Raw genomic sequence first — 26,960 nt, 5'->3', positions numbered from 1 at the left:
ATATTGGTTTCCGAGACAGTAAGAAAAGAAGGTGGCACAAATGAAAAAAATTTTGCTCTTGGCAACAGGCGGGACCATTGCTTCCGTCGAGGGGGACGAAGGGCTGAAACCCGGGCTTTCGGGAGAAGACTTGCTGAAATATTTTCAGCGTGCTGCTTTGTCTGCCGATGTCACCGCAAAGATATTAATGAACCGCGACAGCACAAACATGCAGCCGGAACATTGGGTGCAAATTGCTGAAGCAGTCGCGGAACATTACGAACAGTATGACGGCTTTTTGATTACACATGGAACGGATACATTGGGATACACATCGGCGGCCTTGTCGTATATGCTGCAGGGGCTGAATAAGCCGGTTGTACTGACGGGTTCACAGGTGCCGATCAGTTTTAAAAAGACGGATGCGAAGAAAAATCTTTTCAACGCCCTCCGGTTTGCTTGTGAGGAGATTGGCGGCGTTTTTGTCGTGTTTGACGGGCGCGTGATCATTGGCACAAGGGCGGTGAAAATGCGAACGAAAAGCTACGATGCGTTTGAAAGCATCAATCATCCGTATGTTGCTTATGTAACAGGGGACGAGGTGCACTATCATTGGAGGCCGTCACCCTCGGAGCAGCCGTTTCATATTGAGACAAGTCTGTCACCGGATGTCTTTCTCTTAAAATTGTACCCGGGCACAAAGCCGGAGATCTTTGATTTTTTAAAGGAACATTACCGCGGGGTGATCATTGAAAGTTTCGGGAACGGCGGGGTGCCGTTTGAAGGGCGCAACTTGCTGCCGAAAATCAAGGAATTGACCGATGCCGGGATTGCTGTTATGATTTCGACGCAATGCCTGGAAGAAGGGCATGATTTGTATTTGTATGAAGTCGGAAGAAAAGTCGCGCAATATCCGGTAATTGTTTCCGGGGATATGAATACGGAAGCAATTGTGCCGAAACTGATGTGGGCGCTGGGCAAAACGGACGATCCCGCTGAAGTGAAAAAGATCATCGAAACGCCGCTTGCTTATGATTTGTCACGGGATTGGGGGGGAAGCGCTCCGGAAAACGGCTGAAAGATTGCAATCGCCGCTTGCTTGGATTTGGCACGAGATTGGGAAAACGGTTGAAAGATTGCGGGAGGGGAAGTCTTTAGTTGAATGCATTTTAGCATCCCGCTGGAAAGCCCTTGTTCGCAGCGTTTTCCCGGCATTTTTTTGGCCCCAATTTTGTGCGGATTTTCACGTATCATCCCTCCACGCTCACTTTTGGCAAAATGGAGATTGCGCTTCACATAGAAGCGTTCTATGTGAAGGAAAGCCGAAAATTGGTGCTGCTTCCTTCACATAGAGTCGCTCTACGTTAAGCAAAGGCGAAAATTCGGACTGCTTCCTTAACATAGAGTCGCTCTACGTTAAGGAAAGACGAAAATTCGTGTAGCTTCCTTAACATAGAAGCGCTCTACGTTAAGGAAAGCCGAAAATTGGTGCCGCTTCCTTAACATAGAAGCGTTCTATGTTAAGGAAAGACGAAAATTCGTGTAGCTTCCTTAACATAGAGGCGCTCTACATTAAGCAAAGGCGAAAATTCGGACTGCTTCCTTAACATAGAGGCGCTCTACATTAAGGAAAGGCGAAAAACTGGACCGCTTCCTTAACATAGAGGCGCTCTACATTAAGGAAAGGCGAAAAACTGGACCGCTTCCTTAACATAGAAGCGCTCTACATTAAGCAAAAGCAAAAATTTGGGTGCCTTCCCGAACTTAGAAACGTCCCGCGTTAACATTCGATGAAAATATCATCGCTTTTTACATAGGACTGCACTATGTTCATTTTTCACAAAAACACAGGCCTTTTCTGCGTTTGCAAAAACCGCCGTCATAAATTCCATTAAATTTCATACCAACTGTGCGGGGAATTTAGTAAACTGGAGTTAGGAAACATTGAAAAATAGATGCTATATAAAATGAACAAAATATTACCGCTCTCTTGCCTACCGCAAAAAGTAGTGCTCAAACAAATGGATGCTCGGGCTATATGTAAAAACTTAAGTTCATTTTATATAGACTTTTATCACGAACTTCACGGTCCAGACCGGCCAAATTGTTAGGAAACATTGAAAATAGGCGCCAGATCCGGCCTTGAGAAGCAGTTTCCGGCATTCACGAGGGGGGGGGAGCGCAGTGGAAAAGTCATTTGAAATGTTGCTGGAAATATTTGAGAGGGCTGCCCTTTTATTAACTTGCTTATTTTTTATCACGCGAATTCCGCGTTTTAAAGAAATTTTTCAACAAGAGCAGCCGTCTGTTTTTGAACTGAGTTTTATCACTGCCGTCTTTTGCAGTTTTGCAATCTTTGCGACTTACTCTGGCATTAAGGTGGACGGGTCGCTTGTCAACGTGCGGATTATTGCTATCGTATCAGGCGGCATCCTGTTCGGCCCGTGGGTTGGCATTATCACAGGCATTGTCTCCGGGTTGCACCGTTATTTAATAGATATTGGCGGGGTGACATCCATCCCGTGCTTGATTACGAGTATTACAGCCGGCGTCATTTCCGGCCTGATCAGCAGGAAAGTGAAAAATTCCTGGCGCTGGTTCGTCGGGATCGCAGCCGGGATGTTTTGTGAAATATTAACCATGCTTTTGATTCTTGTTTTTGCCCACCCGTTCAGCACCGGTGTGGATATTGTGTCCAAAATTGCCTTCCCGATGATCGCGGGGGACGTCAATATCGGATTGATTGTTCTGCTGATTAAAAGCGTGGAGGGCGAGAAGGAATTTGTGGCGGCAAAACAGGCGAAACTGGCGCTTGATATTGCCAATAAAACGATGCCTTATTTCCGCGCCATCAATGCAGAATCGTTAGAAAAAATCTGCGCCATTATTAAAAACGAGATTCGCGCCGATGCGGTTGCCATCACCGATACGAAAAAAATCCTGGCTTATGTCGGATTCGGGCAGGAAAGGTACCAGATCGGTCATGAAATTATCAGTGATCTGACAAAAACTGCGATCAAAAGCGGGGAAATCACGATCCGCAACCATATCCAAGACCAGCAGACCCCGCAGATCCAGTGCCTGCTGATTATTCCGTTAAAAGAGCGGGATGAAGTCACCGGCACATTGAAAATTTATTATAAAAAAGCGAACAAAATCACCTATTCCCTGCAGACAATGGCAATCGGCCTTGCCCAGATGATTTCGACGCTCATGGAAATTTCGCGCATCGAAGAAATCAAAGAAGAAGCCAATAAAGCGGAGTGGAAGGCGCTCCAGACAAAAATCAACCCGCATTTTTTGTTTAATGCGTTAAATGCAATTGCTTCCACGACCCGCAGAAATCCCGATAAAGCAAGAAAATTAATCATGAACTTATCCGGTTTTATGCGTTATAATCTTGAATTGACCGACGATTTTATTGATATTAATAAAGAACTGCAGCAAGTACGCGACTATATTGAGATTGAAAAAGCGAGGTTCGGCAGCCGCCTGCAGGTTGAATATGAGATTGACGTCGTATCCGTGCTGATCCCGAGCCTAATTATCCAGCCGCTTGTGGAAAATGCGATCAACCACGGGATTTTAAAAGTAAAAGGGCCAGGAGTCGTAAAAATCTCCGTCAAAGAGGCAGGAGATAAAGTACGCATCAGTGTGACGGATACAGGGGCAGGCATTCCGGAAGAAGTGATTGAGCATGTTTATCAGGATAATATGCCGGTCACACAGATTGGCCTTTATAATGTCCATCGCCGTGTCAAACTGATTTATGGAAACGGTCTGGTCATTAGAAGGCTGAATCCCGGAACAGAAGTTTATTTTGAGGTTCCGAAGGTGGGAGAATATGAAAGCCATTATAGTGGAAGACGAAATACCGGCACGTGAAGAATTGGCGTATTTGATTGAAACGTACAGTGAGATTGAAATTACCGATTGTTTTGAAGATGGGCTGGATGTGTTGAAATTTTTGCAGGAACATGAAACAGATGCGATTTTTCTCGATATTAATATTCCTTCCCTGGATGGCATGCTGCTGGCAGGCAGCATCAGCAAATTTGCGCATAAACCGTATATTATTTTTACAACGGCTTATAAGGAACACGCCGTCCAGGCTTTTGAACTAGAAGCATTTGATTATATTTTAAAACCGTATGAAGAAAAAAGAATTGCCGCCATGTTGAAAAGGCTCGAGGCTGCGTATAAAAGAGAGCATTCATTGCTGGGGGAAGAAGGGGCTGTGCCGCGAAACGGCGGGCTGCACCGGAAAGAGCGGGTGAACTTGCGCAAGGGCGAGAAAATTATTGTGGCGGATGCAAACGATATTTTTTACTGCGCCGCCCAGGAGAAAATCACGCTTGTTTATACACAACAGGAAACGTTTGAAATGCCCATGGCGATATCAGAGTTCCAGTCTCTTTTGCCTGAGGATCTTTTCTTTCGCTGCCATCGTTCTTATCTAGTGAATTTAACAAAAATCCGGGAAATTGTGCCGTGGTTCAATCAAACGTATTTACTCCGCTTAAACGGGATGGATGCGGAAATTCCGGTAAGCAGAAGAAATGTGAAACAGTTTAAAGCGCTGATGCATTTTTAAACGAAAGTGAAAAGCGGCCGGCATGAACACGAAAAGTGCATGCCGGCTTTTCCTGTTTTTCCAGGACGGGCGTGACAAAATAAGCATGGTCTGTTTTGCGCACTGCGGTCGTTCGCACATGAAAAGTTAGAATGCCTGCTTTCCGATAGGCCATCCTCCAAGGGGTTGCACTGAAAAAGCGGTCATGGCTTGCTTCCGGTCATACCGTTTGCGCATAAAAGTTGGCATGTCTGCATCTATCCATATGCCATCTTGAATGGACATATAGCGCGAAAGTTTCAGGAAGCGGTTGATCCTATGCCGTCCATTCCTTTTTGTATACCGTTTATTCCTTTTTAAAGCATTCTCGTTCCGAAAATGCGTTCCCTCCTTATTTTCGTACTATAATTTGAGCTGTAGAAAAGGACAGAAGAAACGGGAGGAACCGGACATGTTAGAACAAAAAGCAAACCGCAGCCTGATTGTATTGGGGACGATGATTGTGCAAATGGGGCTTGGGACGGTTTATACTTGGAGTTTGTTTAACCAGCCGCTTGTTGATAAATTTGGATGGCAATTGAGTGCCGTATCGACGACATTTTCCATTTTAAGCCTGGCACTTGCGGTATCGACATTGTTTGCCACAAAATTACAGGCAAAATGGGGTTTGCGCCGCTTGGTTGCTTTTTCCGGCATTTTGCTTGGCGCAGGATTAATCTTGAGTGCATTTGCACCTACACTTTGGATGCTCTATCTGTTGGCAGGGCTTATCGTTGGTTATGCTGACGGGACAGCTTACATCACGACTTTATCCAATTTAATGAAATGGTTTCCGGATAAAAAAGGCCTCGTTTCAGGCATCTCCGTCGGGGCGTACGGGACTGGCAGCCTGGTATTTAAGTTTATAAACGGTGCCGTCCTCAGTTCGTTTGGCGTCACACAGGCTTTCCTTTGCTGGGGAGTGATTGCGATTGTCATGATCACCGGCGGATCTTTCCTCTTGAAAGAAGCAGAAAATGCAACCACATCCGGTACTGTATCCAAACAACCGGCCGGAAAAGATTTTACCATCAAAGAAATGCTCAAAACGAAACAAGCTTACCTTTTATTCATCGTATTCTTCACTGCATGTATGAGTGGTTTGTATCTGATCAGCCTTGTAAAAGACATTGGCACGAGGCTTGTCGGGCTGGATGTTGCGACGGCCAGCAATGCAGTTGCACTCATTGCCGTTTTTAACACAATCGGACGGCTCATTCTCGGCGGTTTATCAGACCATGTTGGAAGAATGAAAGTGGTATCAGGGACGCTGCTTGCAACGGCCATTGCGGTTTCCGTTTTAAGCTATGCCCACTTAAATTTCGCCTTGTTCTTTATCTGTGTTGCAGCGATTGCTTTCGGTTTCGGCGGAAATGTCACCGTATTTCCGGCTATTATTTCAGACTTCTTCGGTCTGAAAAATCAAAGCGCCAATTATTCAGTGATTTACCAAGGGTTCGGCATCGGCGCATTATCCGGATCGGTCATTGCTTCTCTTCTCGGGGGCTTTATGCCGACATTCCATGCGATCACGATTCTCTGCCTGATCTCTTTTGCGATTACGCTTTTCATTAAATCACCGGCTGAAGAAGCAGCCCGCACACACGGGGTTCGACGGAGTGTTGGTCGTGCCCAGCATTCGCATTAAAGCTGGCTGTGCGCTTCAATTATGAACAAACAGCTTGTATGAAAAGAAAAAGGGATTCGTGCTTGAATCACGGTCCTGACGGATAAAAAACCCGCTGGCTGCCCAGCGGGTTTTTCCGGTTTATCCCCAAATTTTCTTTGCGGTATCCACAATATATTTTACTTTTTCCCACTGCTGTTCTTCTGTTAAAAGATTGCCGTGGTGGGTGGAGGAGAAGCCGCACTGAGTGCTGATGCAAAGCTGTTCGAGCGGTACATACCTGGATGCTTCCTGAATTCGTTTTTTGATCAGTTCCTTATCTTCAAGTTCGCCCTTTTTCGATGTAAAAATGCCAAGCACGACTTTCGGTCCGCCTTCCGGAATGTATTTTAACGGTTCAAATCCGCCGGAACGCTCATCGTCGTATTCAAGGAAAAACCCGTCTACTTTTTCGTTTGCAAAGATTTTCGGGGCAATTTTATCATATGGGCCTTCAAAAGCCCATTTCGACTGGTAGTTGCCGCGGCACAGATGGGTTGTGATGGTCAGGTCATCGGGCTTACCTTCCAGTACGCTGTTAGCTACATGTAAAGCGAGATCAATCAATCTTTCCCTCTTGAGGTCACTGTCTGTAAACGGCAGTTTCGGTGCACACAGGCCGGCAAGATAGACATCATCCAGCTGTAAGTAGCGGCAGCCGGCATCATAAAAAGCTTTGATCGCATCCCGGTAAGTTTGGATAATATCATTTGTGTATTCTTCAAGATCCGGGTAAATGTCTTCATTGCGGATCCCGGCATTGAAAAACTGATTCGGGCTTGGAATGGTCATTTTCGCAATCGCCCTGTCCCCGGCGATTTCTTTCAGCGCAATAAAATCTTTTATGTGCGGATGGTCCGGGTTAAAGGAGATTTTTCCGGTTACCCGGACGTCATAAGCTTCTGTTTCAATGCCAACAAACCGGTATCCATGGTTCGGTACATACCCTTCCACCCCGTTCAAATGCTCCATGAAATCCGTATGCCAGAATCTTCGCCGGAATTCCCCGTCCGTTACTGCTTCAAGGCCGGCTTCAAGTTGTTTGTCGACAAGCCGGCGGATTTCTTCATTTTCAATTGCACGCAAGTCTTCCGCCGAAATGGTGCCCGCTGCAAATTTTTCCCGCGCATCGTGCAGCCGGGCCGGGCGCAAAAAACTTCCGACAATGTCTGCTCTGTACGGCGCTTTTGTTAATGTTTTTGTCATCATGATTCCCTCTTTCTGCATATTTTTTTAAACAGCTGCTGTGCGCAGAAAGAAATTGCTTTTAACTGCATAGGCCCATCAAAAAAAAACCTCTTCGGCAATAAGAAGAGGTTTGGATTGCAAAATAGAACCGTCCGCTCTTCTTATCTTCAAGCAATTGCTTTCTGGAATTGGCACAGTTCTTTAAAAAAAGACCGCTGCCGAGGCTTCAAAGGGCCAGTCCCTCCACCTCTCTGGATAAGAATTTTAAATATTATTTGGTTTAAATACACTTTAAATGTTTCGCCCATTTTTGTCAAGGGCACTCGCATTATTTTTTAAAATGGGACGGAAAGATTGAAATCAGGGGCGATGTGAAAATATAATAGTACTAAGAAAAACAAGGAGGGGTTTTATGGAGGCTGTACAATCAAGGCCTGTGTTCCAGAAAGTGCTTGGCGTCTTTGCTGTTTCACTGCTGTTTGCAACCGCGGGTTTATATACGGGAAGATTTATTCCGCCTGCGCTCATGATGCCGCTGATGGTCGCGGAAATTGTAATGGTCATTGCCGCTTTCTGGTTAAGGAGGAAAAAGAGCGTCGGGTATATGTTCGTTTATGCCTTCACCTTTATTTCCGGCATTACGACATATCCGATTGTGGCTTATTATGCATCCCAGGCTGGTGCTGAAGTCGTGCTGCTCGCTTTTGGTTCCACGTTCGGCATTTTTGCCGTGATGGGTGTCATTGGGGCCGTTACCAAAAGGGATCTTGGCTTTTTAAGCACCGCATTGCTTGTCGCATTGCTGGCATTGATCTTCATCGGAATATTCAGCATTTTTAGTCCGCTAACCTCAACCGGGATGCTCGCGTATTCCTTCATTGGCGCGATTGTTTTTTCCCTGTATGTGGTTTTTGACTTTAACCAAATGAAGCACCATGGCATTTCCGAGGAAATGGTCCCGCTTCTGGCTTTAAGCCTGTACCTTGATTTTATCAACCTGTTTATTTACATTTTGCAAATTCTCGGCATTTTGGGAAGCGACGATTAAGAAAAAAAGAAAACGCCCGCCATTAACCGGCAGGCGTTTTCTTTTTCACATGTTGGATGTCAAACAAAACAATACGGTCTTTTTGCTCCCATTCGGGGATGCGCGCTTCCCATGCTGCCCGGACCATTTGTGCCAAATGCTGCTGCGCATCCGGCCCCATCAGCGATAAAAACAGCGCTTTCCGGTGGAGATGCTCTTTTCCATCGAGCGTCTGGATCGCATTTTCGCCAAACAACGTTTTTTGAATACGTTTCGGCACAGCCCCGTTTCGTTTGAATTTTTCCGGGTCATAAAACATTTTGACTGCTTCCTCGCCACTGATGCACACCGCTTTTTGCCCGAGCAGACGGGTTTCGAACAAAATTGCATGATAATCGTCCGTCCGGTTTTTAACGGCTTTCCGAAAGAAGTCTCCCATCCTCAAGGAATGTAAAGGTGCGAATCGCACCAATGAGTAGGTGGGAGATGAATTTCGGTTGGCTTTAGCCAAAGTTATTTTTCCAATCCTTTTCTCAACAATTCTAAGATTGCGGCTGTTCTAGTTGGAATCCCATTTTCTTTTTGATATTGCTCCAATTTTTCTAATATCGTCTTAGGCATACGAATTTCTACACGTTCTTTCTCTTCTCTCATGATTATCACCTCATATTGATTGTACGGATTTTTTACGATATAATCAATATATACGAAATTTTTCCGCACAAAGTGAGGTGAATTGATATGGCCAAGCAAAACAAAGCTTTCAAGTTTCGTTTGTTACCAAACAAAGAACAATCCGCATTATTAGCTAAGACATTTGGTTGTGTTCGCTTTGTCTACAATAAGATGTTAGCTGAACGCAAAGAAACGTATGAAAAGTTCAAGGATGATAAAGAATTGCTTAAAAAGCAAAAGTTTCCGACTCCTGCAAAATATAAAAGTGAATTTCCATTCCTAAAAGAAGTGGATTCTTTAGCTTTGGCAAATGCACAAATGAACTTACAGACTGCTTATAAGAATTTCTTTGAAGGAAATGCGGATTTTCCAAAGTTCAAAAATCGTAAAGCAAAACAATCCTATACAACTAATATGGTCAACGGAAATATTAAGCTAGAAAATGGTCATATCAAACTGCCAAAAATCAAAAAGCCAATAAAAATGAAACAGCATAGAGAGATACCTGCTGATTATAAAATCAAATCTTGCACTATTTCTAAAACAAAGACAGGCAAGTACTACATTTCAATTTTGACAGAATATGAGAAAGATATTCGTCCAGTTAAAATACAAAAAGTTGTTGGTTTGGATTTTGCTATGGATGGTCTATATGTCGAGAGTGAACAGGGTAAGAAAGCCAATTACCCACGTTACTATCGGCAAGCCTTAGATAAATTAGCAAAAGCACAACGAATTCTTTCTCGAAGAAAGAAAGGTTCTGCACGTTGGAACAAGCAACGACTAGTAGTGGCTAAATTACATGAGAAAGTGGCGAACCAACGCATGAATTTTCTTCATCATAAGTCAAAAGAATTAGCTTCTAACTTTGATGCTGTCGTGATTGAGGACTTGAACATGAAAGGGATGTCTCAAGCCCTTCACTTTGGGAAAAGCGTTCATGATAACGGCTGGGGGATGTTCACTACTTTCTTAGCGTATAAGCTAAAAGAACAGGGGAAACAACTTGTGAAAATTGATAAGTGGTTTCCCTCCACTAAGAAGTGTTCATGTTGCGGCAAGGAAAAAGAAATGCCATTATCTGAACGTGTATATAAATGTTCTTGCGGCTTTGTATTAGATCGCGATCACAATTCAGCAATCAATATCAAAAATGAGGGATTACGCTTATTAGCGTTATCATAAGTAACAAAACTCTTGGAACAAGAGGGTTAGCTCGGTCAGTTTTCGTTGGCTAGTAAAAGCAACGATAAGTCGAGAAGCCCCCACTTCAATCAAACCGTAAGGTTGATAAGTGGTGGGTAGTTCACTGTAGAGATACCCTTCTTTCATCAAATCAATGGTATCATCAATCGTTTTTTCATTAGGAATTTGCCCAGCCATTGCTCTGCTCCTTTTTTCATGTGCCCGTTTTCCCCGGCTGCTTCCGGAAAAAACAGGGCACATCCTTTTTTTATCTTCTTACACTTTTTCATCTTCATTCAAACATTGCACGCAACATAATCGAAGTTTACCCGCAAGCCAGGGAATTTATGCCATGTTTCGGTTCGCATGCAAACAGGGTATAAGGAAATAGAAATGCAAAAGGAGAGGGAAAAAATGGCAAAGGAAATCAATGTGGGCATCGGATTTGCAACAGGAAGAAAAAGTTTTAAAAACGTTTTAAAAACGTATATGTATAACTTGAAGGAATCCGAACTGACGGAGAGCGACAGGATCAAGCTGCATTTGTTTGTTGCCTATGATTTGCACTACGAAAATGCAGAGCCTGAAGACTTTGTACATATTGAAACGGAATGCATGGAAGATATTGACCGGGCTTATTTCGTCGGGGAGAAGGAGACGCGTAAAGCAACCGAAGAACTCGTATCCCAAATGGGCATGAGCAGAAAAGAAGCAGGCCTTTTGTTCGGCGAAGGATACGCGTCCAAACGCAATATCATCGTTTATGAGGCGTTGAAAAGAGGCATCGATTATCTCATTTTTCTTGATGATGACGAGTATCCGGTTGCCGTGACAAAAAGCAGGCAAACGGCTGTCTGGGGGGGGCAGCAAGTGCTCCGGAAGCATTTGGAACATATCCGGAATGCCGATATTACGAACGGATACCATTGCGGCTACATTTCCCCGATTCCGTTCATTTCTTTCAATGACGTCCTGCAAGAAAAAGATTTCCGCACGCTCATTGAGGCCTTGAGCAACGATATTGTCAATTGGGATACGATCAAAACCGTGATGAAAAACGGCGGGGTGACATATGCCGATACAGGTGTGCTTGTAAAGGATGAGGCGGAAGAAGTGCCAGAGATTAACCGGGCAAAATTTATTTCAGGATCGAATTTGACGCTGAATTTAACAGACCCGGACCGTGTGCTGCCGTTTTACAATCCGCCGAATGCACGGGGCGAGGATACTTTCTTAGGCACATGCCTGACAGACCGGACCGTGCTGCGCGTTCCGGCCTATACTTTCCATGACGGATTCGGCGCTTACCAGCATTTGCTGCTCGGGGTGCTGCCGACCAATTTAAGCTATATTAAAGCGGATACGAAACAGGTCGTGGAGCGTTTTTACAAAGCATGTGTCGGCTGGATCCGGTACAAGCCGCTTTATGTGTATATCACCGACAGGGAAAACTATGAAGAAAAAATGGCGGAAGTGCGTGCCCGGCTGAAAGAGACGCTTCCGAAAGTTTGCCGCTACTTCGGACGGGATGACTTTATGAATGTACTGGAGGAATTCGAGCAGTACCACCGCAACGTCAAACAGCATTACCGCGATTTTCAGGATACAAAAGCAGCCTGGAGGAAAATGACCGCGCAATTGGTTTCAAGAGAAAAAAGGGAAACAGCCATTTAATCCGCTTTGGATGGAGCGGCTTTTTGCCGGTTGGAAAGGAAAAACTTGGCCGGATGGGGAAAGCCATAGGGGAGACCCCTTTCGCGCATAGCCGCCCATCCCGCAACGCTGGTGCAAATTGTCCACGGCCGCTTTTTGCACGGCCGGAGACCCGGGTGAAAATAATGGCCCCTTATGCATGATATTGCCGCTCTGTTGCCTGCTGCAAAAAGTCATCCTCATGCAAATTGGCGCCTGGTCCTGGGGAGGAATTTAAGTTCATTTATATAGCATCATGTTAATTTATTTGGTGTATGGGGTATAAGAATGGTATTCTTTTAGAGGTGGGGCCAATTTTCCCTGTCCTGGCTGATCTTCGGACAGGCCGCAAAAACGCGGGCGGCCGCCGCTTCAACAGCCATCCTTTTATCATAATAGATGAGGTGTGGAATAATGAGATCGATTGTAAATGAACAAGAAGAAATTATCACATACCTTAAGAAAAATAGAAACAGCTTCGAACAGAAGTTATTAAATGAGGCCGTAAATGTAAAAAATAAAATTGATGAAATTTTAAGAATAGGGAACATTGATTTGTTGAATAATGCCTTTAAAATTGTGACGTATGTCGTCGAACAGCAGGATGAGGAATTGGTCACTTTTGCCCGCCAGGAAGGGATTGCCTGGGCAACGCATTCTTTGACGCTCGGACTGAAACTGGAGTGGGTGCAGGCGATCCGCCGGACATTATGGGTATTTCTGAGAAAGTACGGGGAAGAAAAAGGGATTGAAGTGGACCAGGACTACTTTTTTAACATGGAGAAAAAAATCAATGACCGTATTGACCAATTTTTAAATCACTTTTTTATCCGGTATTCTACCTATAAAGATGAGCTGATCGACCAGCAAAAAAGATTGGTGGAAAACCTGTCCGTCCCGATCATTCCGATTACATCGAGCGTCTGTATTTTGCCGTTAATCGGCTCTGTTGATATGTTCCGCACCAATATTTTGGAAGAAAAAGTTTTGCTTGAGGTAGGGCGGCTGCATGTCCAAACGTTGATAATGGATTTCTCCGGCATTGCAGAAGTAGAGATGGAGGTAGTCGACCATATTTTTAAGATGATTGACGGCACTTCGATGATGGGATGCAAAGTGGTCATTACCGGCCTGCGCCCGGAAATTGTAAGGCAGATGGTCACAAGGGGCCTTTCCTTTGAAAATAAAGCAGAAACAAAAGGGACATTACAGCAGGCATTGAAAAAATATATTCAATATGATGATTTAAACAAGGAAATTACGCTGTATTAACGGTTATATTATAGAAATCATAAAAAAGGCCCCGCACTTTTCCAGGAGGCGGGGCCTTTTTTTGCGGCTGAAAACGTAAAACGTTTATGATTCGATTACAGGCTTTGCGCCGGGCGAAAAATTTGCCCGCAATTCCCCATACGTTCCTCCCGGGGGAATTGCGGTCCGATCCGCGGGAAAAGCGAGACCAGGCTGGCCGCCTCGAAGCTTTTCCGGGCCGCTACAAACTTTGTTCCCTTGCCTGGACGGCACGTGTTTCTTTTGTGCGGTGTTCCAGCCGGCTGAATAAAAGCCCGATGGCCGTTCCGCAAAGGGCCGGCACTACCCATTCAAGGCTGGCGGAGGCAAGCGGCAGTTTTTGGGCGAATGCCCCGATAAAGCCAAGCGGGACGCCGAACCCTTTCAGCCCTTCGATTAAAGCAAACACGCCCGTAAACAACAATGCAAAGCCGTATACTTTTTTCGAACCGCGGAATGCCGCGTGGAAAAATGTCAGGACAACGAGCACGATCGTAACCGGATAAGCCATTTCCAAAAACGGGACGGAAAATTTTAAAATGGTATTAAGCCCGAGATTGGAGAGCGTAAAGCCGGTAAGGGCAACGGCAATGATAACGCCATGGTAGCTGAATTTCGGCACCAGATTGGAAAAATATTGCCCGCACGCTGTTGTTAAACCGGCGACGGTTGTAAAGCAGGCCAGCATAAAAATAAAACCGAGCAGCATTTTTCCGGCCTGCCCGAATAGCAGGGAAGACATTGCCGTCAGGACATCGGTGCCGTTTTGGAACGTGCCGCTTGCAGCCATTTTTGCGCCGATCAATCCGAGTGCGACATAGACGAGCGCCAAAATCGCGCCGGCAATCAACCCGGCTTTTAATGTATAGGCCGTCATTTGTTTCCGGTTTGCGACGCCGCGATGTTTGACCGCTGTTAAAATGACGATGCCAAACGCCAGGGAAGCGAGCGCATCCATCGTGGAGTATCCGTCAATAAAGCCTTTATAGAAAGAACCGGTCTGGTATCCGGCTGCCGGTGCCGTAAACGGGCGGCCAGAAAGTTTAAAGAAGCCGGCTGTGCAAAGGACAGCCATTGCCAGCAATAATACCGGTGTAATCCAGCGCCCGAGCGTATTTGACATTTTGTCAGGATTCAGGCTGGTCAAATAGACGAGCAGGAAAAAGACGGCGCTGAACAACAGCAAAGAGACTGGCGAACTGTGGGCGGACCCGGAAAGAAACGGTTTAACCCCCATTTCATAAGCGACGTTTGCATTTCTTGGGATCGCCAAAAACGGCCCGATACATAAATAGACAATCACGGTAAATACTGTACTGAAAACCGGATGGACCCGGTTTCCGATCGCCTGGATGCCGCCATCTACAAAAGAGACTGCCGCGATAACGAGAACCGGCAGCCCGACCCCCGTTACGATAAAGCCTGCCATTGCCGGCCAGTAAGACGATCCCGACTGGATGCCGAGAAAAGGAGGGAAAATTAAATTTCCGGCTCCGAAGAACATGGAAAACAACATAAAGCCGATAAACAATACTTCGTTTCTTTTCATAACTATGTCCGCTTCCTTTCGATGCAATATAGAGAAAAACAAAAAACCCGCCCCTGAAACAGGGACGAGTTTGCTCGCGTTACCACCCTTATTCCGCACAAAAGCGTGCGGCACCTCATACAACGTACCAACATACGTGTTCCTTTCTTAACGGGGGAATCGCCGTCAAAGCCTACTGTAAACTTCAGCTTTGCATCTCGGGGATGATCTTCGGAATGGCCTTGAACATTGGCTTTCAGCAATATGCCAACTCTCTGGGGAACAAGATCCAAACTTACTCTTCCCGTCCTCGACTTTTGTTTTTTATATTATTTGAAAATAAGATTATCACTGAACATTTCATCTGTCAACATCTCTCCCAGAAAATTTTTTAGCCCCGTCCCTGCCATCAAAAAGGACAGAAGCCGCAAAAATCAATTGCTGAAATGGGATAAGAAAGAACAGAAGCCAAAAGCCGGCCCAATACAAGAGCTATCTGAAAAAGCGGCAAGCAGATGAAACGAAAGAAGTCAGGGGCCAACCCCGGGCAATTCAAAAAATGAAAAAGGAAAAAGTCGATGAAATCAATAATGAAAGCGTTTCCAAATAGATTCTCAAATCAAAATTGTCAAAAAAGTTGACAGAAAAGGGTTGACCTCGGCGGCCAAAAATCGTATGATTGACAACAATTAAAGAATATAAAAAATTCTCTCGGGCGGATATTTAAAAATCCGGATTTTCACCGGGCATAAGAAATACCCCGCAGGCAATAGAATGGGAGTGATGGAATGCGAAGTGACATGATCAAAAAAGGGATCGACCGTGCCCCGCACCGAAGCCTTTTATATGCAGCAGGGCTGAAAACGGAAGATTTCGATAAGCCTTTCATCGGGGTGTGCAATTCCTATATTGATATTATCCCGGGGCACAAACACCTCAATAAGTTTGCGGAAGTGGTAAAAGAAGCCATCAGGGAAGCGGGCGGTGTCCCGTTTGAATTTAATACGATCGGGGTGGATGACGGCATTGCGATGGGGCATATCGGCATGCGGTATTCGCTTCCGAGCCGCGAATTGATTGCCGACAGTGCCGAAACGGTCATCAACGCCCACTGGTTTGACGGGGTCTTTTACATTCCAAACTGTGACAAGATCACCCCTGGCATGCTGATGGCAGCCGTGAGGACAAATGTGCCGGCGGTCTTTGTTTCCGGGGGGCCGATGGAAGCCGGTATGGCGCCGGATGGAAAACAGTTGTCCCTTACATCGGTATTTGAAGGCGTCGGTGCCCATAAATCCGGAAAAATCAGTTATGAAGAGCTGAAAATGCTGGAAACGAGCGCTTGCCCGACATGCGGATCGTGTTCAGGCATGTTTACGGCAAACTCGATGAATTCATTAATGGAAATGCTTGGCCTGACGCCGCCCGGCAACGCCACCATCGTTGCCACGTCGGAGGAACGGCACCGCATTATCCGGGAAGCCGTCGGTCATTTAATGAACTGTATCAAAAATGATATCCGGCCGCGCGATATTGTCACAGAAGAAGCGATTGATGATGCTTTCGCGCTTGATATGGCGATGGGCGGTTCAACCAATACCGTGCTGCATACGCTGGCAATTGCCCGGGAAGCGGGAATTGACTACGATTTGGAACGGATTAACAAGGTGGCGGAAAGAGTCCCGTATCTTGCAAAAATTATGCCGGCGTCGGATTACTCGATGCACGACGTCCACCTTGCAGGCGGAATCAGCGCAATTGTCCATGAACTTTGCAAGATTAAGGGGGCGATTCACCCCGGCCGGCTGACGATCACCGGCAAAAGCATCTATGAAAATGTGAAAAATGCGGAAATCCGCAATCCTGAAGTGATCAGGCCGAAAGAAAATCCTTACAGCCCGGTCGGCGGTTTGTCCATCCTGTATGGCAACATTGCCCCGGACGGTGCCGTGATCAAAGTGGGAGCGGTCGATTCGGATATTCACACCTTTACCGGTGAGGCCATTGTATTCGAGTCCCAGGAAGAGGCTCAAAAAGGGATTGACAGCGGCCTTGTCCGTGAAGGGCATGTCGTCGTGATCCGTTATGAAGGGCCAAAAGGCGGGCCGGGCATGCCGGAAATGCTCGCGCCAACATCCTCCATTATGGGCCGGGGGCTTGGCAAAACCGTTGCCTTGATTACGGACGGCAGATTTTCCGGCGCAACCCGCGGCATCTGCGTCGGCCATATTTCACCGGAAGCGGCGGAAGGCGGGCCGATCGCACTTGTTGAAAACGGCGACCGCATTACGATTGATTTAATCAACAGAAGGATTGAGCTCCATGTTCCGAATGAAGAATTGCAAAGGAGAAAACAAAATTGGGTGCAGCCGGAGCCGAAAATCACAAACGGCTACCTGGCAAGATATTCCGCACTCGTGACTTCCGCGAATACAGGCGGGGTTTTAAAAATCGGATTACCGCAAAAAACGTTGACGAGGACAAAGTGATCGGATCAGGTATTTTTCAGAGAGCCGGGGATGCTGGGAGCCCGGTAAATACCCCGGTCACGACATCGCCTCTGAGTGCAAGTCTGAACGGTTTTGCCTACTAGGACTTGCCGGGTCAGCCGCATGAAGCGGAGGACCCGTTACCAAAAGCAGCATTTTGTAAACGATGCTGCATGAGGCGGCGTTTGTGAGAACGCCGTGAAGTTGGGTGGTACCATGAAAAGATGCCTTTTCATCCCTGCAAAACCGGCAAAAACGATTGTTCCTTTTGCCGTTTTCAAGGAGAAAAAGGCATTTTTTATTGGGATAAATCAAGAAGCCTGCGCAAATCAGAATAGGAGGTTAAATCGTGTGTGCGAAAGCAAGAATGGATGGCAATGTGAAAACAGCAGAATGTACGGGTGCTGAGGCGCTTGTCCAGTTATTGGTGCGGGAAGGGGTCGACGTCATGTTCGGCTATCCAGGGGGTGCGGTTTTACCGATTTACGATGCCCTTTACAACCAGCCGATAAGGCATATCCTGGCCCGTCATGAGCAGGGGGCCATTCACGCGGCAGAAGGTTATGCGCGCGTTAGCGGAAAACCGGGTGTCGTTATTGCGACTTCGGGCCCCGGGGCAACCAACCTGATTACCGGGATTGCCGATGCGATGATGGATTCGCTTCCGCTCGTCGTCTTTACCGGCCAGGTCGGCACTTCCGTCATCGGCTCGGACGCGTTCCAGGAAGCCGATGTCATCGGCATGACGGCTCCGATTACCAAGCACAATTACCAGGTAAGGGATTTGCGGGATTTGCCGCGGGTCGTCAAAGAAGCTTTTCATATTGCAAAATCCGGCCGGCCCGGACCGGTGGTGGTCGATATCCCGAAAGATATCCAGCAGGGCACGGTGGAAATGGGAGAAAGCCGGGAAGTATATCTGCCCGGTTACCAGCCGAATACAAGCCCGAATCCGCTCCAGATTAAAAAGCTTGTGGAAGCTGTCTCTTATTCCGAAAAACCGGTCATATTGGCAGGCGCCGGAATCCTCCATGCAAAGGCGTCTGATCTTTTACTCAAGTTTGCGGAAAAGTGCCAGATCCCGGTCGTAAACACGCTGCTCGGCCTTGGCAGTTTTCCGTTCCGTCACCCGCTTTTTCTCGGCATGGGCGGCATGCATGGAACGTATGCGGCAAATATGGCCATTTGCGAATGCGATCTGCTCATTAATATCGGGGCCCGGTTTGATGATCGTCTGACAGGCAACTTAGCCCACTTTGCCCCGAATGCAATGGTTGTCCATATTGATATCGACCCGGCTGAAATCGGAAAAAATGTCAAAACCGATATCCCGATCGTGGCAGATGCAAAGGAAGCCTTGCAGAAGATTTGTTCGGAAGATTTGCAAAATGCCGGCACGGATGAATGGGTCCGCCATTTAAAAAAATACGCCGAAAATTTCCCGCTTTGGTACGAAGATGATGGTGAGCAATTGTCCCCGCAGCATGTCATTCAAAGAATCCATCATTACACAAACGGGGATGCGATCATTTCGACGGATGTCGGCCAGCACCAGATGTGGGCGGCACAGTATTACGGGTTTGAAAAGCCGCACAAGTGGATTACATCCGGCGGGCTCGGCACGATGGGATTCGGGTTTCCGGCGGCGATCGGCGCGCAAATCGCATATCCGGACCAACTGGTGGTTTCGATCAGCGGCGACGGCGGCTTCCAGATGACATTACAGGAACTTGCCGTTGTAAAAGAGTTAAATCTGCCGCTCAAAATATTTATTGTGAATAACCAGTATCTCGGTATGGTACGGCAGTGGCAGGAATCTTTCTACGAAGAACGCTATTCCTATTCGACGATCCCGGTGCAGCCCGACTTTGTCAAACTTGCAGAAAGCTACGGCATCAGAGGCTGCCGCGCAACGAACAATGAAGAACTCGACAAGGTGCTGAAAACTGTTTTCGAGGATGACGGGCCTGTCGTTGTCGACTGCCGCGTGAAAAGGCTTGAAGCTGTGTTCCCGATGGTCGCGCCGGGCAAGGGGCTGCATGAAATGATGGGGGTGAAGCCATGAAGCGGATTGTTGTAGCCACTGTTTTAAACCAGAGCGGGGTGCTGAATAAAATTACCGGCGTCCTCGCAAAGCGGCAGTTTAATATTGACAGCATTACGGTCGGACGCACTGAAACGGAAGGCATCTCGCGCATGACCATTGTCGTCAATGTTGAAGACGACAGGCAGGCAGAGCAGCTGACAAAACAGCTGAACAAGCTGATCGATGTGATCAAAGTCCAGGACATCACAGGCCAGGCGATCGTCTCACGGGAACTTGCCTTGATTAAAGTATTGAGCACACCGCAGACGAGAAGCGAAATTGGCGGGCTTGTCGAACCGTTCCGTGCCTCCATCATAGATGTCAGCAGGGAATCTGTCACCATCCAGGTAACCGGTGACAGCGACAAGGTGGAGGCGCTCGTTGACCTGCTTAAACCGTACGGCATTAAAGAAATGGTCCGTACCGGGATGACCGCATTTCTGCGCGGCTCGCAAAAACAAGTAACCGATTTAAGCTCTTATTCTCTATTAAAATAAAAATCTTAAACTTAAAAGGAGAGAATGAAAAATGGCAAAAGTTTATCTTGACAAAGACATCAAAGAAGAAGCATTGAGAGGAAAAAAAATCGCCGTTGTTGGCTACGGCTCCCAGGGCCATGCCCATGCCCAAAACCTCCGTGATAACGGTTTTGACGTAGTTGTCGGCGTCAGGCCGGGCCGGTCGTTTAACCGCGCGGAACAGGATGGATTTTCCGTTAAGCCTGTGAAGGAAGCCGCAAAAGAAGCCGATGTTATCATGATGCTTCTGCCGGATGAGCAGCAAACAAAAGTATACAAAGAAGAAGTGGAAGCAGGGCTCGAACCTGGCAATGCCATCGCATTTGCCCACGGATTCAACATCCATTTTACCCAGATTGTCCCACCGGAAAATGTCGATGTCTTTATGGTAGCGCCAAAAGGCCCGGGACATCTCGTCAGAAGGACATTTGAAGAAGGAGCCGGGGTGCCTGCGCTGATTGCCGTTCACCAGGATGTGACGGGGGAAGCAAAAGACCTGGCGTTTGCTTATGCAAAAGGAATCGGGGCTGCCCGGGCCGGCGTTTTGGAAACAACTTTCCAGGAAGAAACCGAAACGGATTTGTTCGGTGAGCAGGCTGTCCTGTGCGGCGGTTTGACCTCTTTAATCAAAGCCGGTTTTGAAACGTTAACGGAAGCAGGGTACCAGCCGGAACTCGCTTATTTTGAAGTGTGTCATGAGATGAAGTTGATCGTCGATTTGATCTATGAAGGAGGTCTGAAAAATATGCGCTATTCCATCTCCGATACGGCGCAATGGGGCGATTTCGTCTCCGGCCCGCGCGTTGTGAACGAAGATACGAAAAAGCGCATGAAAGAGGTTTTAAAAGATATCCAAAACGGCACATTTGCCAAAGGATGGCTGCTTGAAAACCAGACAAACCGCCCAATGTTCAATGCCATCAATACACGCGAGCAAAATCATCCGCTCGAAAAAGTCGGAGAAGAACTGCGTGATTTAATGCCTTTTGTCAAAAATCCGATTAAACAAAAGGAAGTGGCTGTGAATGCAAAAGGTTAATGTTTTTGACACGACATTAAGGGACGGGGAACAATCGGCAGGCGTCAATCTCAACACAGTGGAAAAAGTCGAAATTGCCAAACAGCTGGAAAAGCTTGGCGTGGATATTATGGAGGCGGGGTTTCCTGCATCTTCAAAAGGGGATTTTGAAGCGGTTGAGAAAATCGCAAAAACGGTCCGAAACAGTTCCGTTACCGGTCTGGCGAGGGTATACAAACAGGACATTGATGCAGCCTGGGATGCACTGAAACATTCCGCCGAGCCAAGGATCCATATTTTTCTGGCCACATCGCCGATTCATATGCAATACAAATTGCGAAAAACGCCGGATGAAGTGGCAGCCATCGCTGTTGAAGCCGTGAAATATGCGAAGCAAAAATTCCCGCTGGTGCAATGGTCGGCAGAAGATGCGACGAGGTCGGATAAAGACTTTCTCGTCCGGATCATTACAGAAGTGATCCATGCCGGCGCAAATGTCATCAACCTGCCGGACACTGTCGGCTATACGACGCCGAAAGAATACGGTGCACTGTATGACTATATTCAGGAACACGTCCCGAATATTGATAAAGTCATTTTATCCGCCCATTGCCATGATGATCTCGGGATGGCGACGGCCAATACGCTTTCAGCCATTGAACATGGAGTCCAGCAAGTGGAAGGGACGATCAACGGCATCGGCGAACGGGCAGGCAATGTTGCCCTCGAAGAAGTGGCGGTCGCCCTTCACATCAGGCAGGATTATTACAAGAAGAAAACCCGCTTGAAATTGGATGAAATCAAACGCACAAGCCAATTGGTCAGCAAACTGACCGGGATGGTTGTACCAGGCAATAAAGCGGTTGTCGGCGCCAATGCTTTTGCCCATGAAGCCGGCATTCATCAGGACGGCGTGTTAAAAGAGGCTTCGACATATGAAATCATTACGCCGGAACTGGTTGGATTCTCAAGCAACCGGCTTGTGCTCGGAAAACATTCCGGCCGCCACGCTTTTAAAGAAAGAGCAGCAGCGCTCGGCTTTGATCTTGGGCAGGAAAAACTGAACGAAGCGTTTAAAGCTTTCAAAGCATTGACGGATAAGAAAAAAGAAGTGACCGATGACGATTTGTTCGCCATTTTAGCCGAAAAGCAAACCGATGCGGCAGATGCTGCCCATTATGAACTGGAAAGTGTGCAGGTGCAGTACGGCACATTGAATATTCCGACCGCCACAGTAAGAATCAAAACACCGGAAGGAACGCTTGTTGAAGAAGCCAGCACCGGATCGGGGAGCGTTGAGGCGATTTACCATACGATCAGCAAGCTGTTTGACGGCCCGATTGAGCTGAAAGACTATAAACTGCAGTCAGTCGGTTCCGGCCAGGATGCGCTTGCGGATGCATATGTCAAAGTGAAATTCGGGGAGTTTGAATGTGGCGGGCGCGGTTCTGCCCAAGACGTACTGGAAGCTTCCGCAAAATCATTTTTAAATGCAATCAACAGGGCGCACGCAATGGAACAGCAATCGAGAAAACAAGTACAGGTGTGATTTTCGGGGAGGAACGACAATGAAAATGAAACTGGCCGTACTGCCCGGTGATGGGATCGGGCCGGAAGTGATGGATGCAGCGATCCGCGTTTTAAAAACCGTATTGGACAATTACGGGCATGAAGCCGTTTTTGAAAATGCGCTGATCGGGGGCGCCGCTATTGATGAAGCGGGGACGCCCCTCCCGGAAGAAACGCTTGACATTTGCCGCAGGAGCGATGCCATTTTGCTTGGCGCAGTAGGGGGGCCGAAATGGGATCATAACCCGGCTTCCCTCCGCCCAGAAAAAGGCCTGCTTGGAATCCGGAAAGAAATGGGGCTGTTTGCGAACCTGCGCCCGGTTAAAGCATATGCCCCGCTTTTAAATGCATCGCCTTTAAAACGGGAACGGGTGGAAAACGTCGATCTTGTTATCGTCCGCGAACTGACGGGTGGCCTCTATTTTGGGCGCCCGAGTGAAAGGCGCGGGCCGGACGGGAATGAAGTGATAGACACGCTTGCTTATACAAGGGAAGAGATTGAGAGAATTATTGAAAAAGCATTCCAGCTTGCGCAAATCAGAAGAAAAAAACTGGCGTCCGTCGATAAGGCGAATGTACTGGAATCAAGCAGAATGTGGCGCGAAATTGCGGAGGAAACCGCGAAAAAGTATCCGGATGTGGAAGTAAGCCATATGCTTGTCGACTCCACCTCGATGCAGCTGATTGCAAATCCGGGCCAATTTGATGTCATTGTAACTGAGAATATGTTCGGTGATATTTTAAGCGATGAAGCGTCTGTGATTACCGGCAGTCTCGGCATGCTTCCATCCGCAAGCCTCCGTTCCGACCGGTTCGGCATGTATGAACCGGTCCACGGCTCAGCGCCGGATATCGCCGGGCAGGGAAAAGCCAACCCGCTCGGGACGGTGCTGTCGGCGGCTTTGATGCTCCGTTATTCGTTCGGACTTGAGAAAGAAGCGGCGGCGATTGAAAAAGCGGTGGATGATGTGCTGCAAGACGGTTATTGTACAGGTGATTTGCAGGTGAAAAACGGAAAAGTGGTCAGCACCCATGAGCTCACAGACAAACTGATTGAAAAATTAAATAACAGTGAAGCCCGTCCACGCATTTTGCAATGAGCGTATTTTTCAACAGAAAATAAGTAGCTGTTTACGGCGGTCCACGCGTTTTCCGGGATGGAAAAACAGTGCAGTTTTTAATCACAGGAAGAGGCGAAACGGAGATTGATCTAAAAAAACGAAAAGCGGCAGATGGGAGTGATACGATGGCACCGAAAACGATTATCGATAAAATATGGGAAAACCATTTGGTCCACTGCGAAGAAGGGAAACCGGACCTGCTCTATATTGACCTGCACCTTGTCCATGAGGTTACGTCCCCGCAGGCGTTTGAGGGGTTACGGATGAATGGCCGCAAAGTGCGGAGGCCGGATTTAACATTCGCCACCGTTGACCATAATGTTGCGACAACAAAGGGCAGGGTTTCAAAAGACCCGGTCTCGAAAAAACAAATGTCCACTTTGGAGAAAAATTGCCAGGAATTCGGCATCCCGCTTGCCGGCATCAACCATCCAGACCAGGGGATTGTTCATGTGATCGGGCCGGAACTGGGACTCACCCAGCCCGGGAAAACGATCGTATGCGGCGACAGCCACACGTCCACGCACGGTGCATTCGGCGCCATTGCTTTCGGAATCGGCACGAGTGAAGTAGAACACGTGCTGGCAACCCAAACATTATGGCAAAAGCGCCCGAAAACGATGCAAATCAAAATCAACGGCAAACTGGGGCCAGGCGTGACGGCTAAAGATTTAATCCTTGCCATCATTGCAAAATTCGGGATTGGCGTCGGCACCGGCCATATTGTCGAATACACCGGTGAAGCGATCCGCAATTTATCCATGGAAGAGCGGATGACCGTCTGCAATATGTCGATTGAAGCAGGGGCCAGGGCGGGGTTGATCAGCCCGGATGAAACGACCATTTCCTTTTTGCGCGGAAGGAAATATGCGCCGAAGGAAAATTTTGAAGAAAAAGCGGCATACTGGCTCTCGCTGGCATCAGACGAAGGCGCCGTCTATGACAAAACGCTTGAAATGGACGCAGCAGAAATTGAGCCGCAGGTTACATGGGGTACAAATCCATCCATGTGCCTCCCTATCAGTGAAACATTGCCGGATCCGGCTGAAATCAACGATCCAGGCGAACGGCAGGCGGTTGAAAAAGCGTTGCAATACATGGGCCTTGAACCGGGGATGAAAATCACAGACATCCCTGTCCAGCACGTGTTTATCGGCTCGTGCACGAACTCGCGGATTGCCGATTTGCGGGCTGCAGCGGAAATTGTAAAAGGCCGGCATGTAAGAGAAGGGGTTCGGGCCCTCATTGTTCCGGGGTCGCAAAGCGTGAAAGCACAGGCAGAAGAAGAAGGCCTGGACAAAATATTTACGCAAGCCGGGTTTGAATGGCGCGAGTCGGGCTGCAGCATGTGCCTTGCCATGAATGATGATATTGTCCCGGCCGGAGAACGATGCGCCTCCACATCGAACCGCAACTTCGAAGGCCGGCAAGGAACAGGCGCCAGAACGCATCTTGTCAGCCCGGCAATGGCTGCAGCCGCCGCCATTTACGGCAAATTTGTCGATGTCCGGAAGCTCGGACAGCCTGAGCCAGTCCGCTAAATGGCGGCATGCCGTGCTGCTTCTTTTGCAGCAGGCAGCAGAAGAAAATTCATTCATCTATACGAAGAGAGGGGGCAAAAGCAAATGGAGCCATTTCAAACTTTTTCAGGGCTCGTATTCCCATTGGACCGGAAAAATGTCGATACCGACCAGATCATTCCGAAACAGTTTTTGAAAAGGATTGAGCGCCAAGGGTTCGGAGAATGCTTGTTTTACAACTGGCGCTTCGATGAAAGCGGAAATAAAAGGGAAGATTTTCCTTTAAATGACCCGAAATACGATGGTGCGCAGATTTTAGTGGCAGGCGACAACTTCGGATGCGGCTCTTCACGGGAGCACGCGCCTTGGGCATTACAGGATTACGGCTTTAAAGTAGTTATCGCACCAAGTTTTGCTGATATTTTCCATAATAACTGTCTGAAAAACGGGATTTTAACCGTAGAGCTGCCGGAAGAAGAAGTGCGTGATTTGATTGACAAGGCACAGAGAGAACGGCTCTTTTTAACGGTTGATCTTGAAAAACAAGTGGTATTAACGAGAGAAAAGGCCATCCACTTTGACATTGATCCGTATCCGAAGAATATGCTGTTAAAGGGACTGGATGAAATCGGGCTGACATTATTGCTTGAAGATGAAATTTCAAAATTTGAAGCGTCTGAAAACGCAGGAGTGTGACAAGAACAATGGGGATTTCTTACAAACGAAAGACATTGTAGCAGCATTTGAAAATTTATTGCCGGTCGTGCACCGGACGCCGTTGAACGAATCGGCGACATTCAATGAAATGGCAGGGACAAGGCTTTACTTTAAAATGGAAAACCTGCAGCGCACAGGGTCTTTTAAAATCAGGGGCGCACTGAATAAGATTACGAACTTAACAGGGGATGCGAGAAAAAACGGCGTGATTGCGGCATCTGCGGGCAATCATGCGCAAGGTGTTGCGTTTTCGGCAACGAAACAGGGGTTGAAGGCAAAAATATATATGCCGGAAAAAACGCCGCTTGCCAAAGTATTGGCAACAAAGGCGTATGGTGCGGAAGTCGTGCTGACCGGCGAATCTTTTCAGGAAGCGTATGAAGCGGCTGTGTTGGACCAGCAAATCACAGGGGCAACGTTTATTCACCCGTTTGACGATTATGAAGTAATGGCCGGCCAGGGAACGATCGCTCTCGAAATGATCCAGCAATGCGCGGATCTTGATACGGTTGTGATTCCGGTCGGGGGCGGCGGATTAATTGCCGGCATGGCCTGTCTCCTGAAAAATTATGATCCGAAAATCCGCGTCATCGGCGTGCAGTCCGAAGGGGCGCCTGCCGCCTATAATCGCTTTAAAGGGATGGGCAACAGCCAGCTCGAACATGTTTCGGGCATCGCGGACGGTATTCTTGTAAAAGAGACCGGCCAGCTGACATTTCCATTAATCAGCAAGTATGTGGATGATGTCGTGACAGTAAGCGATGAAGACATTGCCACTGCCATCATTTATATGCTTGAACGCGAAAAAATGTTTGTCGAGGGGGCAGGAGCGGCGGCATTCGCGGCTGTATTAAGCGGCAAAGCTGGCGTTTCAGGAAAGCACGTCGGCATTGTTGTAAGCGGCGGAAATGCGGATCTGGATAAAATTTCTCACTTCAAACGGCTGGCTACGGCTGGCAAAAAAAAACATAGGGTTGTTTCGCTTTAGAACCGGGCACCAGACCGGGGCATGCCGGGCGTTGTCACTAGGCTGTGCCCCGGGGCGCCTTTTCTTTGTGCAGGCCGAAAAGGGAGAAAACG

22 protein-coding genes, 1 riboswitch and 1 other annotated feature are annotated in these 26,960 nt (G+C 47.5%); of the genes, 17 read left to right on the top strand and 5 right to left on the bottom strand.

Annotated features, from left to right (window positions below; genetic code table 11):
• Positions 1-40: 40 nt before the first annotated feature.
• The 4 genes from NST70_RS13280 to NST70_RS13265 all read left to right on the top strand — a co-directional run bounded on the left by NST70_RS13280 (position 41) and on the right by NST70_RS13265 (position 6,239).
• On the top strand, positions 41-1,057 hold the full coding sequence (locus tag NST70_RS13280; protein WP_035183786.1) for an asparaginase: 1,017 nt from the start codon (positions 41-43) through the stop codon (positions 1,055-1,057).
• 1,106 nt (positions 1,058-2,163) lie between these two features.
• Entirely contained in the window at positions 2,164-3,864 is a 1,701-nt protein-coding gene (locus NST70_RS13275) for a sensor histidine kinase (protein WP_172653407.1), read from the top strand.
• Complete coding sequence (locus tag NST70_RS13270) at positions 3,824-4,573, top strand: LytTR family DNA-binding domain-containing protein (protein ID WP_014097305.1); 750 nt, start codon at positions 3,824-3,826, stop codon at positions 4,571-4,573. Before NST70_RS13275 ends, NST70_RS13270 begins: the two co-directional genes overlap by 41 nt.
• Before the next feature lie 430 nt (positions 4,574-5,003).
• Positions 5,004-6,239: an OFA family MFS transporter gene (locus NST70_RS13265; RefSeq protein ID WP_014097306.1), complete on the top strand. Its 1,236-nt coding sequence runs from the start codon at positions 5,004-5,006 to the stop codon at positions 6,237-6,239.
• A 120-nt stretch (positions 6,240-6,359) separates the two neighbouring features.
• Here NST70_RS13265 and NST70_RS13260 read toward each other — a convergent pair whose 3' ends face one another.
• Entirely contained in the window at positions 6,360-7,463 is a 1,104-nt protein-coding gene (locus NST70_RS13260) for a 5-methyltetrahydropteroyltriglutamate--homocysteine S-methyltransferase (protein WP_035183803.1), read from the bottom strand.
• A 140-nt stretch (positions 7,464-7,603) separates the two neighbouring features.
• Positions 7,604-7,707: riboswitch (SAM riboswitch) on the bottom strand.
• A gap of 150 nt (positions 7,708-7,857) precedes the next feature.
• Between NST70_RS13260 and NST70_RS13255 the strand changes: the two genes are divergently transcribed.
• Positions 7,858-8,493 carry a Bax inhibitor-1/YccA family protein gene (locus tag NST70_RS13255; RefSeq protein WP_014097308.1) on the top strand — a complete coding sequence of 212 codons (636 nt, stop codon included), beginning with the start codon at positions 7,858-7,860 and terminating at the stop codon, positions 8,491-8,493.
• Between the two features lie 22 nt (positions 8,494-8,515).
• On the opposite strand, the gene NST70_RS13250 is transcribed toward NST70_RS13255, so the two are convergent.
• Together NST70_RS13250 and NST70_RS13245 are read right to left on the bottom strand one after the other, a co-directional pair.
• Complete coding sequence (locus tag NST70_RS13250; protein WP_017550132.1) at positions 8,516-8,911, bottom strand: hypothetical protein; 396 nt, start codon at positions 8,909-8,911, stop codon at positions 8,516-8,518.
• A 74-nt stretch (positions 8,912-8,985) separates the two neighbouring features.
• Complete coding sequence (locus NST70_RS13245) at positions 8,986-9,126, bottom strand: ribbon-helix-helix protein, CopG family (protein WP_003352379.1); 141 nt, start codon at positions 9,124-9,126, stop codon at positions 8,986-8,988.
• 87 nt (positions 9,127-9,213) lie between these two features.
• On the opposite strand from NST70_RS13245, the gene NST70_RS13240 reads away from it, so the two are divergent.
• Positions 9,214-10,332: an RNA-guided endonuclease TnpB family protein gene (locus NST70_RS13240; protein WP_014095882.1), complete on the top strand. Its 1,119-nt coding sequence runs from the start codon at positions 9,214-9,216 to the stop codon at positions 10,330-10,332.
• Here the strand turns inward: NST70_RS13240 and NST70_RS13235 are convergent.
• Positions 10,327-10,530, bottom strand: a complete 204-nt coding sequence (locus tag NST70_RS13235; protein ID WP_026684372.1) for a hypothetical protein — start codon at positions 10,528-10,530, stop codon at positions 10,327-10,329. The two genes, NST70_RS13240 and NST70_RS13235, sit on opposite strands and share 6 nt — an antisense overlap.
• A gap of 216 nt (positions 10,531-10,746) precedes the next feature.
• On the opposite strand from NST70_RS13235, the gene NST70_RS13230 reads away from it, so the two are divergent.
• Together NST70_RS13230 and NST70_RS13225 are read left to right on the top strand one after the other, a co-directional pair.
• Positions 10,747-12,006, top strand: coding sequence for a hypothetical protein (locus NST70_RS13230; RefSeq protein WP_342475292.1), 1,260 nt, complete (start codon positions 10,747-10,749; stop codon positions 12,004-12,006).
• Positions 12,007-12,438: 432 nt separating this feature from the next.
• Entirely contained in the window at positions 12,439-13,296 is an 858-nt protein-coding gene (locus tag NST70_RS13225) for an STAS domain-containing protein (protein WP_342475290.1), read from the top strand.
• A gap of 220 nt (positions 13,297-13,516) precedes the next feature.
• Here NST70_RS13225 and brnQ read toward each other — a convergent pair whose 3' ends face one another.
• Entirely contained in the window at positions 13,517-14,863 is a 1,347-nt protein-coding gene (gene brnQ, locus NST70_RS13220; RefSeq protein WP_258921148.1) for a branched-chain amino acid transport system II carrier protein, read from the bottom strand.
• 57 nt (positions 14,864-14,920) lie between these two features.
• Positions 14,921-15,162, bottom strand: a binding site (T-box leader).
• A gap of 468 nt (positions 15,163-15,630) precedes the next feature.
• Here brnQ and ilvD point away from each other — a divergent pair.
• The 9 genes from ilvD to ilvA all read left to right on the top strand — a co-directional run bounded on the left by ilvD (position 15,631) and on the right by ilvA (position 26,868).
• Positions 15,631-17,331 (top strand): dihydroxy-acid dehydratase, encoded by a 1,701-nt coding sequence (gene ilvD, locus NST70_RS13215; RefSeq protein WP_342475289.1) that lies wholly within the window; start codon positions 15,631-15,633, stop codon positions 17,329-17,331.
• Between the two features lie 349 nt (positions 17,332-17,680).
• Positions 17,681-19,396, top strand: a complete 1,716-nt coding sequence (ilvB, locus tag NST70_RS13210) for an acetolactate synthase large subunit (protein WP_061086986.1) — start codon at positions 17,681-17,683, stop codon at positions 19,394-19,396.
• Positions 19,393-19,914 (top strand): acetolactate synthase small subunit, encoded by a 522-nt coding sequence (gene ilvN / locus NST70_RS13205; RefSeq protein WP_013860312.1) that lies wholly within the window; start codon positions 19,393-19,395, stop codon positions 19,912-19,914. Before ilvB ends, ilvN begins: the two co-directional genes overlap by 4 nt.
• Before the next feature lie 31 nt (positions 19,915-19,945).
• Complete coding sequence (ilvC, locus tag NST70_RS13200) at positions 19,946-20,974, top strand: ketol-acid reductoisomerase (RefSeq protein WP_014097315.1); 1,029 nt, start codon at positions 19,946-19,948, stop codon at positions 20,972-20,974.
• Complete coding sequence (locus NST70_RS13195; protein ID WP_061086985.1) at positions 20,961-22,502, top strand: 2-isopropylmalate synthase; 1,542 nt, start codon at positions 20,961-20,963, stop codon at positions 22,500-22,502. Before ilvC ends, NST70_RS13195 begins: the two co-directional genes overlap by 14 nt.
• 19 nt (positions 22,503-22,521) lie before the next feature.
• Positions 22,522-23,622: a 3-isopropylmalate dehydrogenase gene (gene leuB / locus NST70_RS13190; protein WP_014097317.1), complete on the top strand. Its 1,101-nt coding sequence runs from the start codon at positions 22,522-22,524 to the stop codon at positions 23,620-23,622.
• Between the two features lie 146 nt (positions 23,623-23,768).
• The gene (leuC, locus tag NST70_RS13185; RefSeq protein ID WP_014097318.1) at positions 23,769-25,184 is read left to right on the top strand and encodes a 3-isopropylmalate dehydratase large subunit; all 1,416 of its coding nucleotides are present in this window, start codon (positions 23,769-23,771) and stop codon (positions 25,182-25,184) included.
• An 84-nt stretch (positions 25,185-25,268) separates the two neighbouring features.
• Positions 25,269-25,859: a 3-isopropylmalate dehydratase small subunit gene (leuD, locus tag NST70_RS13180; RefSeq protein ID WP_014097319.1), complete on the top strand. Its 591-nt coding sequence runs from the start codon at positions 25,269-25,271 to the stop codon at positions 25,857-25,859.
• Complete coding sequence (gene ilvA / locus NST70_RS13175) at positions 25,816-26,868, top strand: threonine ammonia-lyase (protein ID WP_026684364.1); 1,053 nt, start codon at positions 25,816-25,818, stop codon at positions 26,866-26,868. The genes leuD and ilvA overlap by 44 nt, the downstream gene beginning before the upstream one ends.
• Positions 26,869-26,960: the final 92 nt, after the last annotated feature.

The sequence above is a fragment of the Weizmannia sp. FSL K6-0777 genome, assembly GCF_038593185.1.
GTDB classification, from domain to species: Bacteria; Bacillota; Bacilli; order Bacillales; family Bacillaceae_C; genus Weizmannia; species Weizmannia faecalis.
This window is presented reverse-complemented; position numbering and strand designations above follow the sequence as displayed.

Bases quoted from the DNA above. Each gene is read 5' to 3' on its own strand.
- NST70_RS13225 (WP_342475290.1), top strand. From the start codon at position 12,439: ATGAGATCGATTGTAAATGAACAAGAAGAAATTATCACATACCTTAAG.
- NST70_RS13260 (WP_035183803.1), bottom strand. From the start codon at position 7,463: ATGACAAAAACATTAACAAAAGCGCCGTACAGAGCAGACATTGTCGGA.
- NST70_RS13230 (WP_342475292.1), top strand. From the start codon at position 10,747: ATGGCAAAGGAAATCAATGTGGGCATCGGATTTGCAACAGGAAGAAAA.
- NST70_RS13265 (WP_014097306.1), top strand. From the start codon at position 5,004: ATGTTAGAACAAAAAGCAAACCGCAGCCTGATTGTATTGGGGACGATG.
- leuB (WP_014097317.1), top strand. From the start codon at position 22,522: ATGAAAATGAAACTGGCCGTACTGCCCGGTGATGGGATCGGGCCGGAA.
- ilvN (WP_013860312.1), top strand. From the start codon at position 19,393: ATGAAGCGGATTGTTGTAGCCACTGTTTTAAACCAGAGCGGGGTGCTG.
- leuD (WP_014097319.1), top strand. From the start codon at position 25,269: ATGGAGCCATTTCAAACTTTTTCAGGGCTCGTATTCCCATTGGACCGG.
- NST70_RS13270 (WP_014097305.1), top strand. From the start codon at position 3,824: ATGAAAGCCATTATAGTGGAAGACGAAATACCGGCACGTGAAGAATTG.
- ilvD (WP_342475289.1), top strand. From the start codon at position 15,631: ATGCGAAGTGACATGATCAAAAAAGGGATCGACCGTGCCCCGCACCGA.
- leuC (WP_014097318.1), top strand. From the start codon at position 23,769: ATGGCACCGAAAACGATTATCGATAAAATATGGGAAAACCATTTGGTC.
- NST70_RS13240 (WP_014095882.1), top strand. From the start codon at position 9,214: ATGGCCAAGCAAAACAAAGCTTTCAAGTTTCGTTTGTTACCAAACAAA.
- NST70_RS13195 (WP_061086985.1), top strand. From the start codon at position 20,961: ATGCAAAAGGTTAATGTTTTTGACACGACATTAAGGGACGGGGAACAA.
- NST70_RS13235 (WP_026684372.1), bottom strand. From the start codon at position 10,530: ATGGCTGGGCAAATTCCTAATGAAAAAACGATTGATGATACCATTGAT.
- ilvC (WP_014097315.1), top strand. From the start codon at position 19,946: ATGGCAAAAGTTTATCTTGACAAAGACATCAAAGAAGAAGCATTGAGA.
- ilvA (WP_026684364.1), top strand. From the start codon at position 25,816: ATGAAATTTCAAAATTTGAAGCGTCTGAAAACGCAGGAGTGTGACAAG.
- NST70_RS13245 (WP_003352379.1), bottom strand. From the start codon at position 9,126: ATGAGAGAAGAGAAAGAACGTGTAGAAATTCGTATGCCTAAGACGATA.
- NST70_RS13280 (WP_035183786.1), top strand. From the start codon at position 41: ATGAAAAAAATTTTGCTCTTGGCAACAGGCGGGACCATTGCTTCCGTC.
- NST70_RS13250 (WP_017550132.1), bottom strand. From the start codon at position 8,911: ATGGGAGACTTCTTTCGGAAAGCCGTTAAAAACCGGACGGACGATTAT.
- brnQ (WP_258921148.1), bottom strand. From the start codon at position 14,863: ATGAAAAGAAACGAAGTATTGTTTATCGGCTTTATGTTGTTTTCCATG.
- NST70_RS13255 (WP_014097308.1), top strand. From the start codon at position 7,858: ATGGAGGCTGTACAATCAAGGCCTGTGTTCCAGAAAGTGCTTGGCGTC.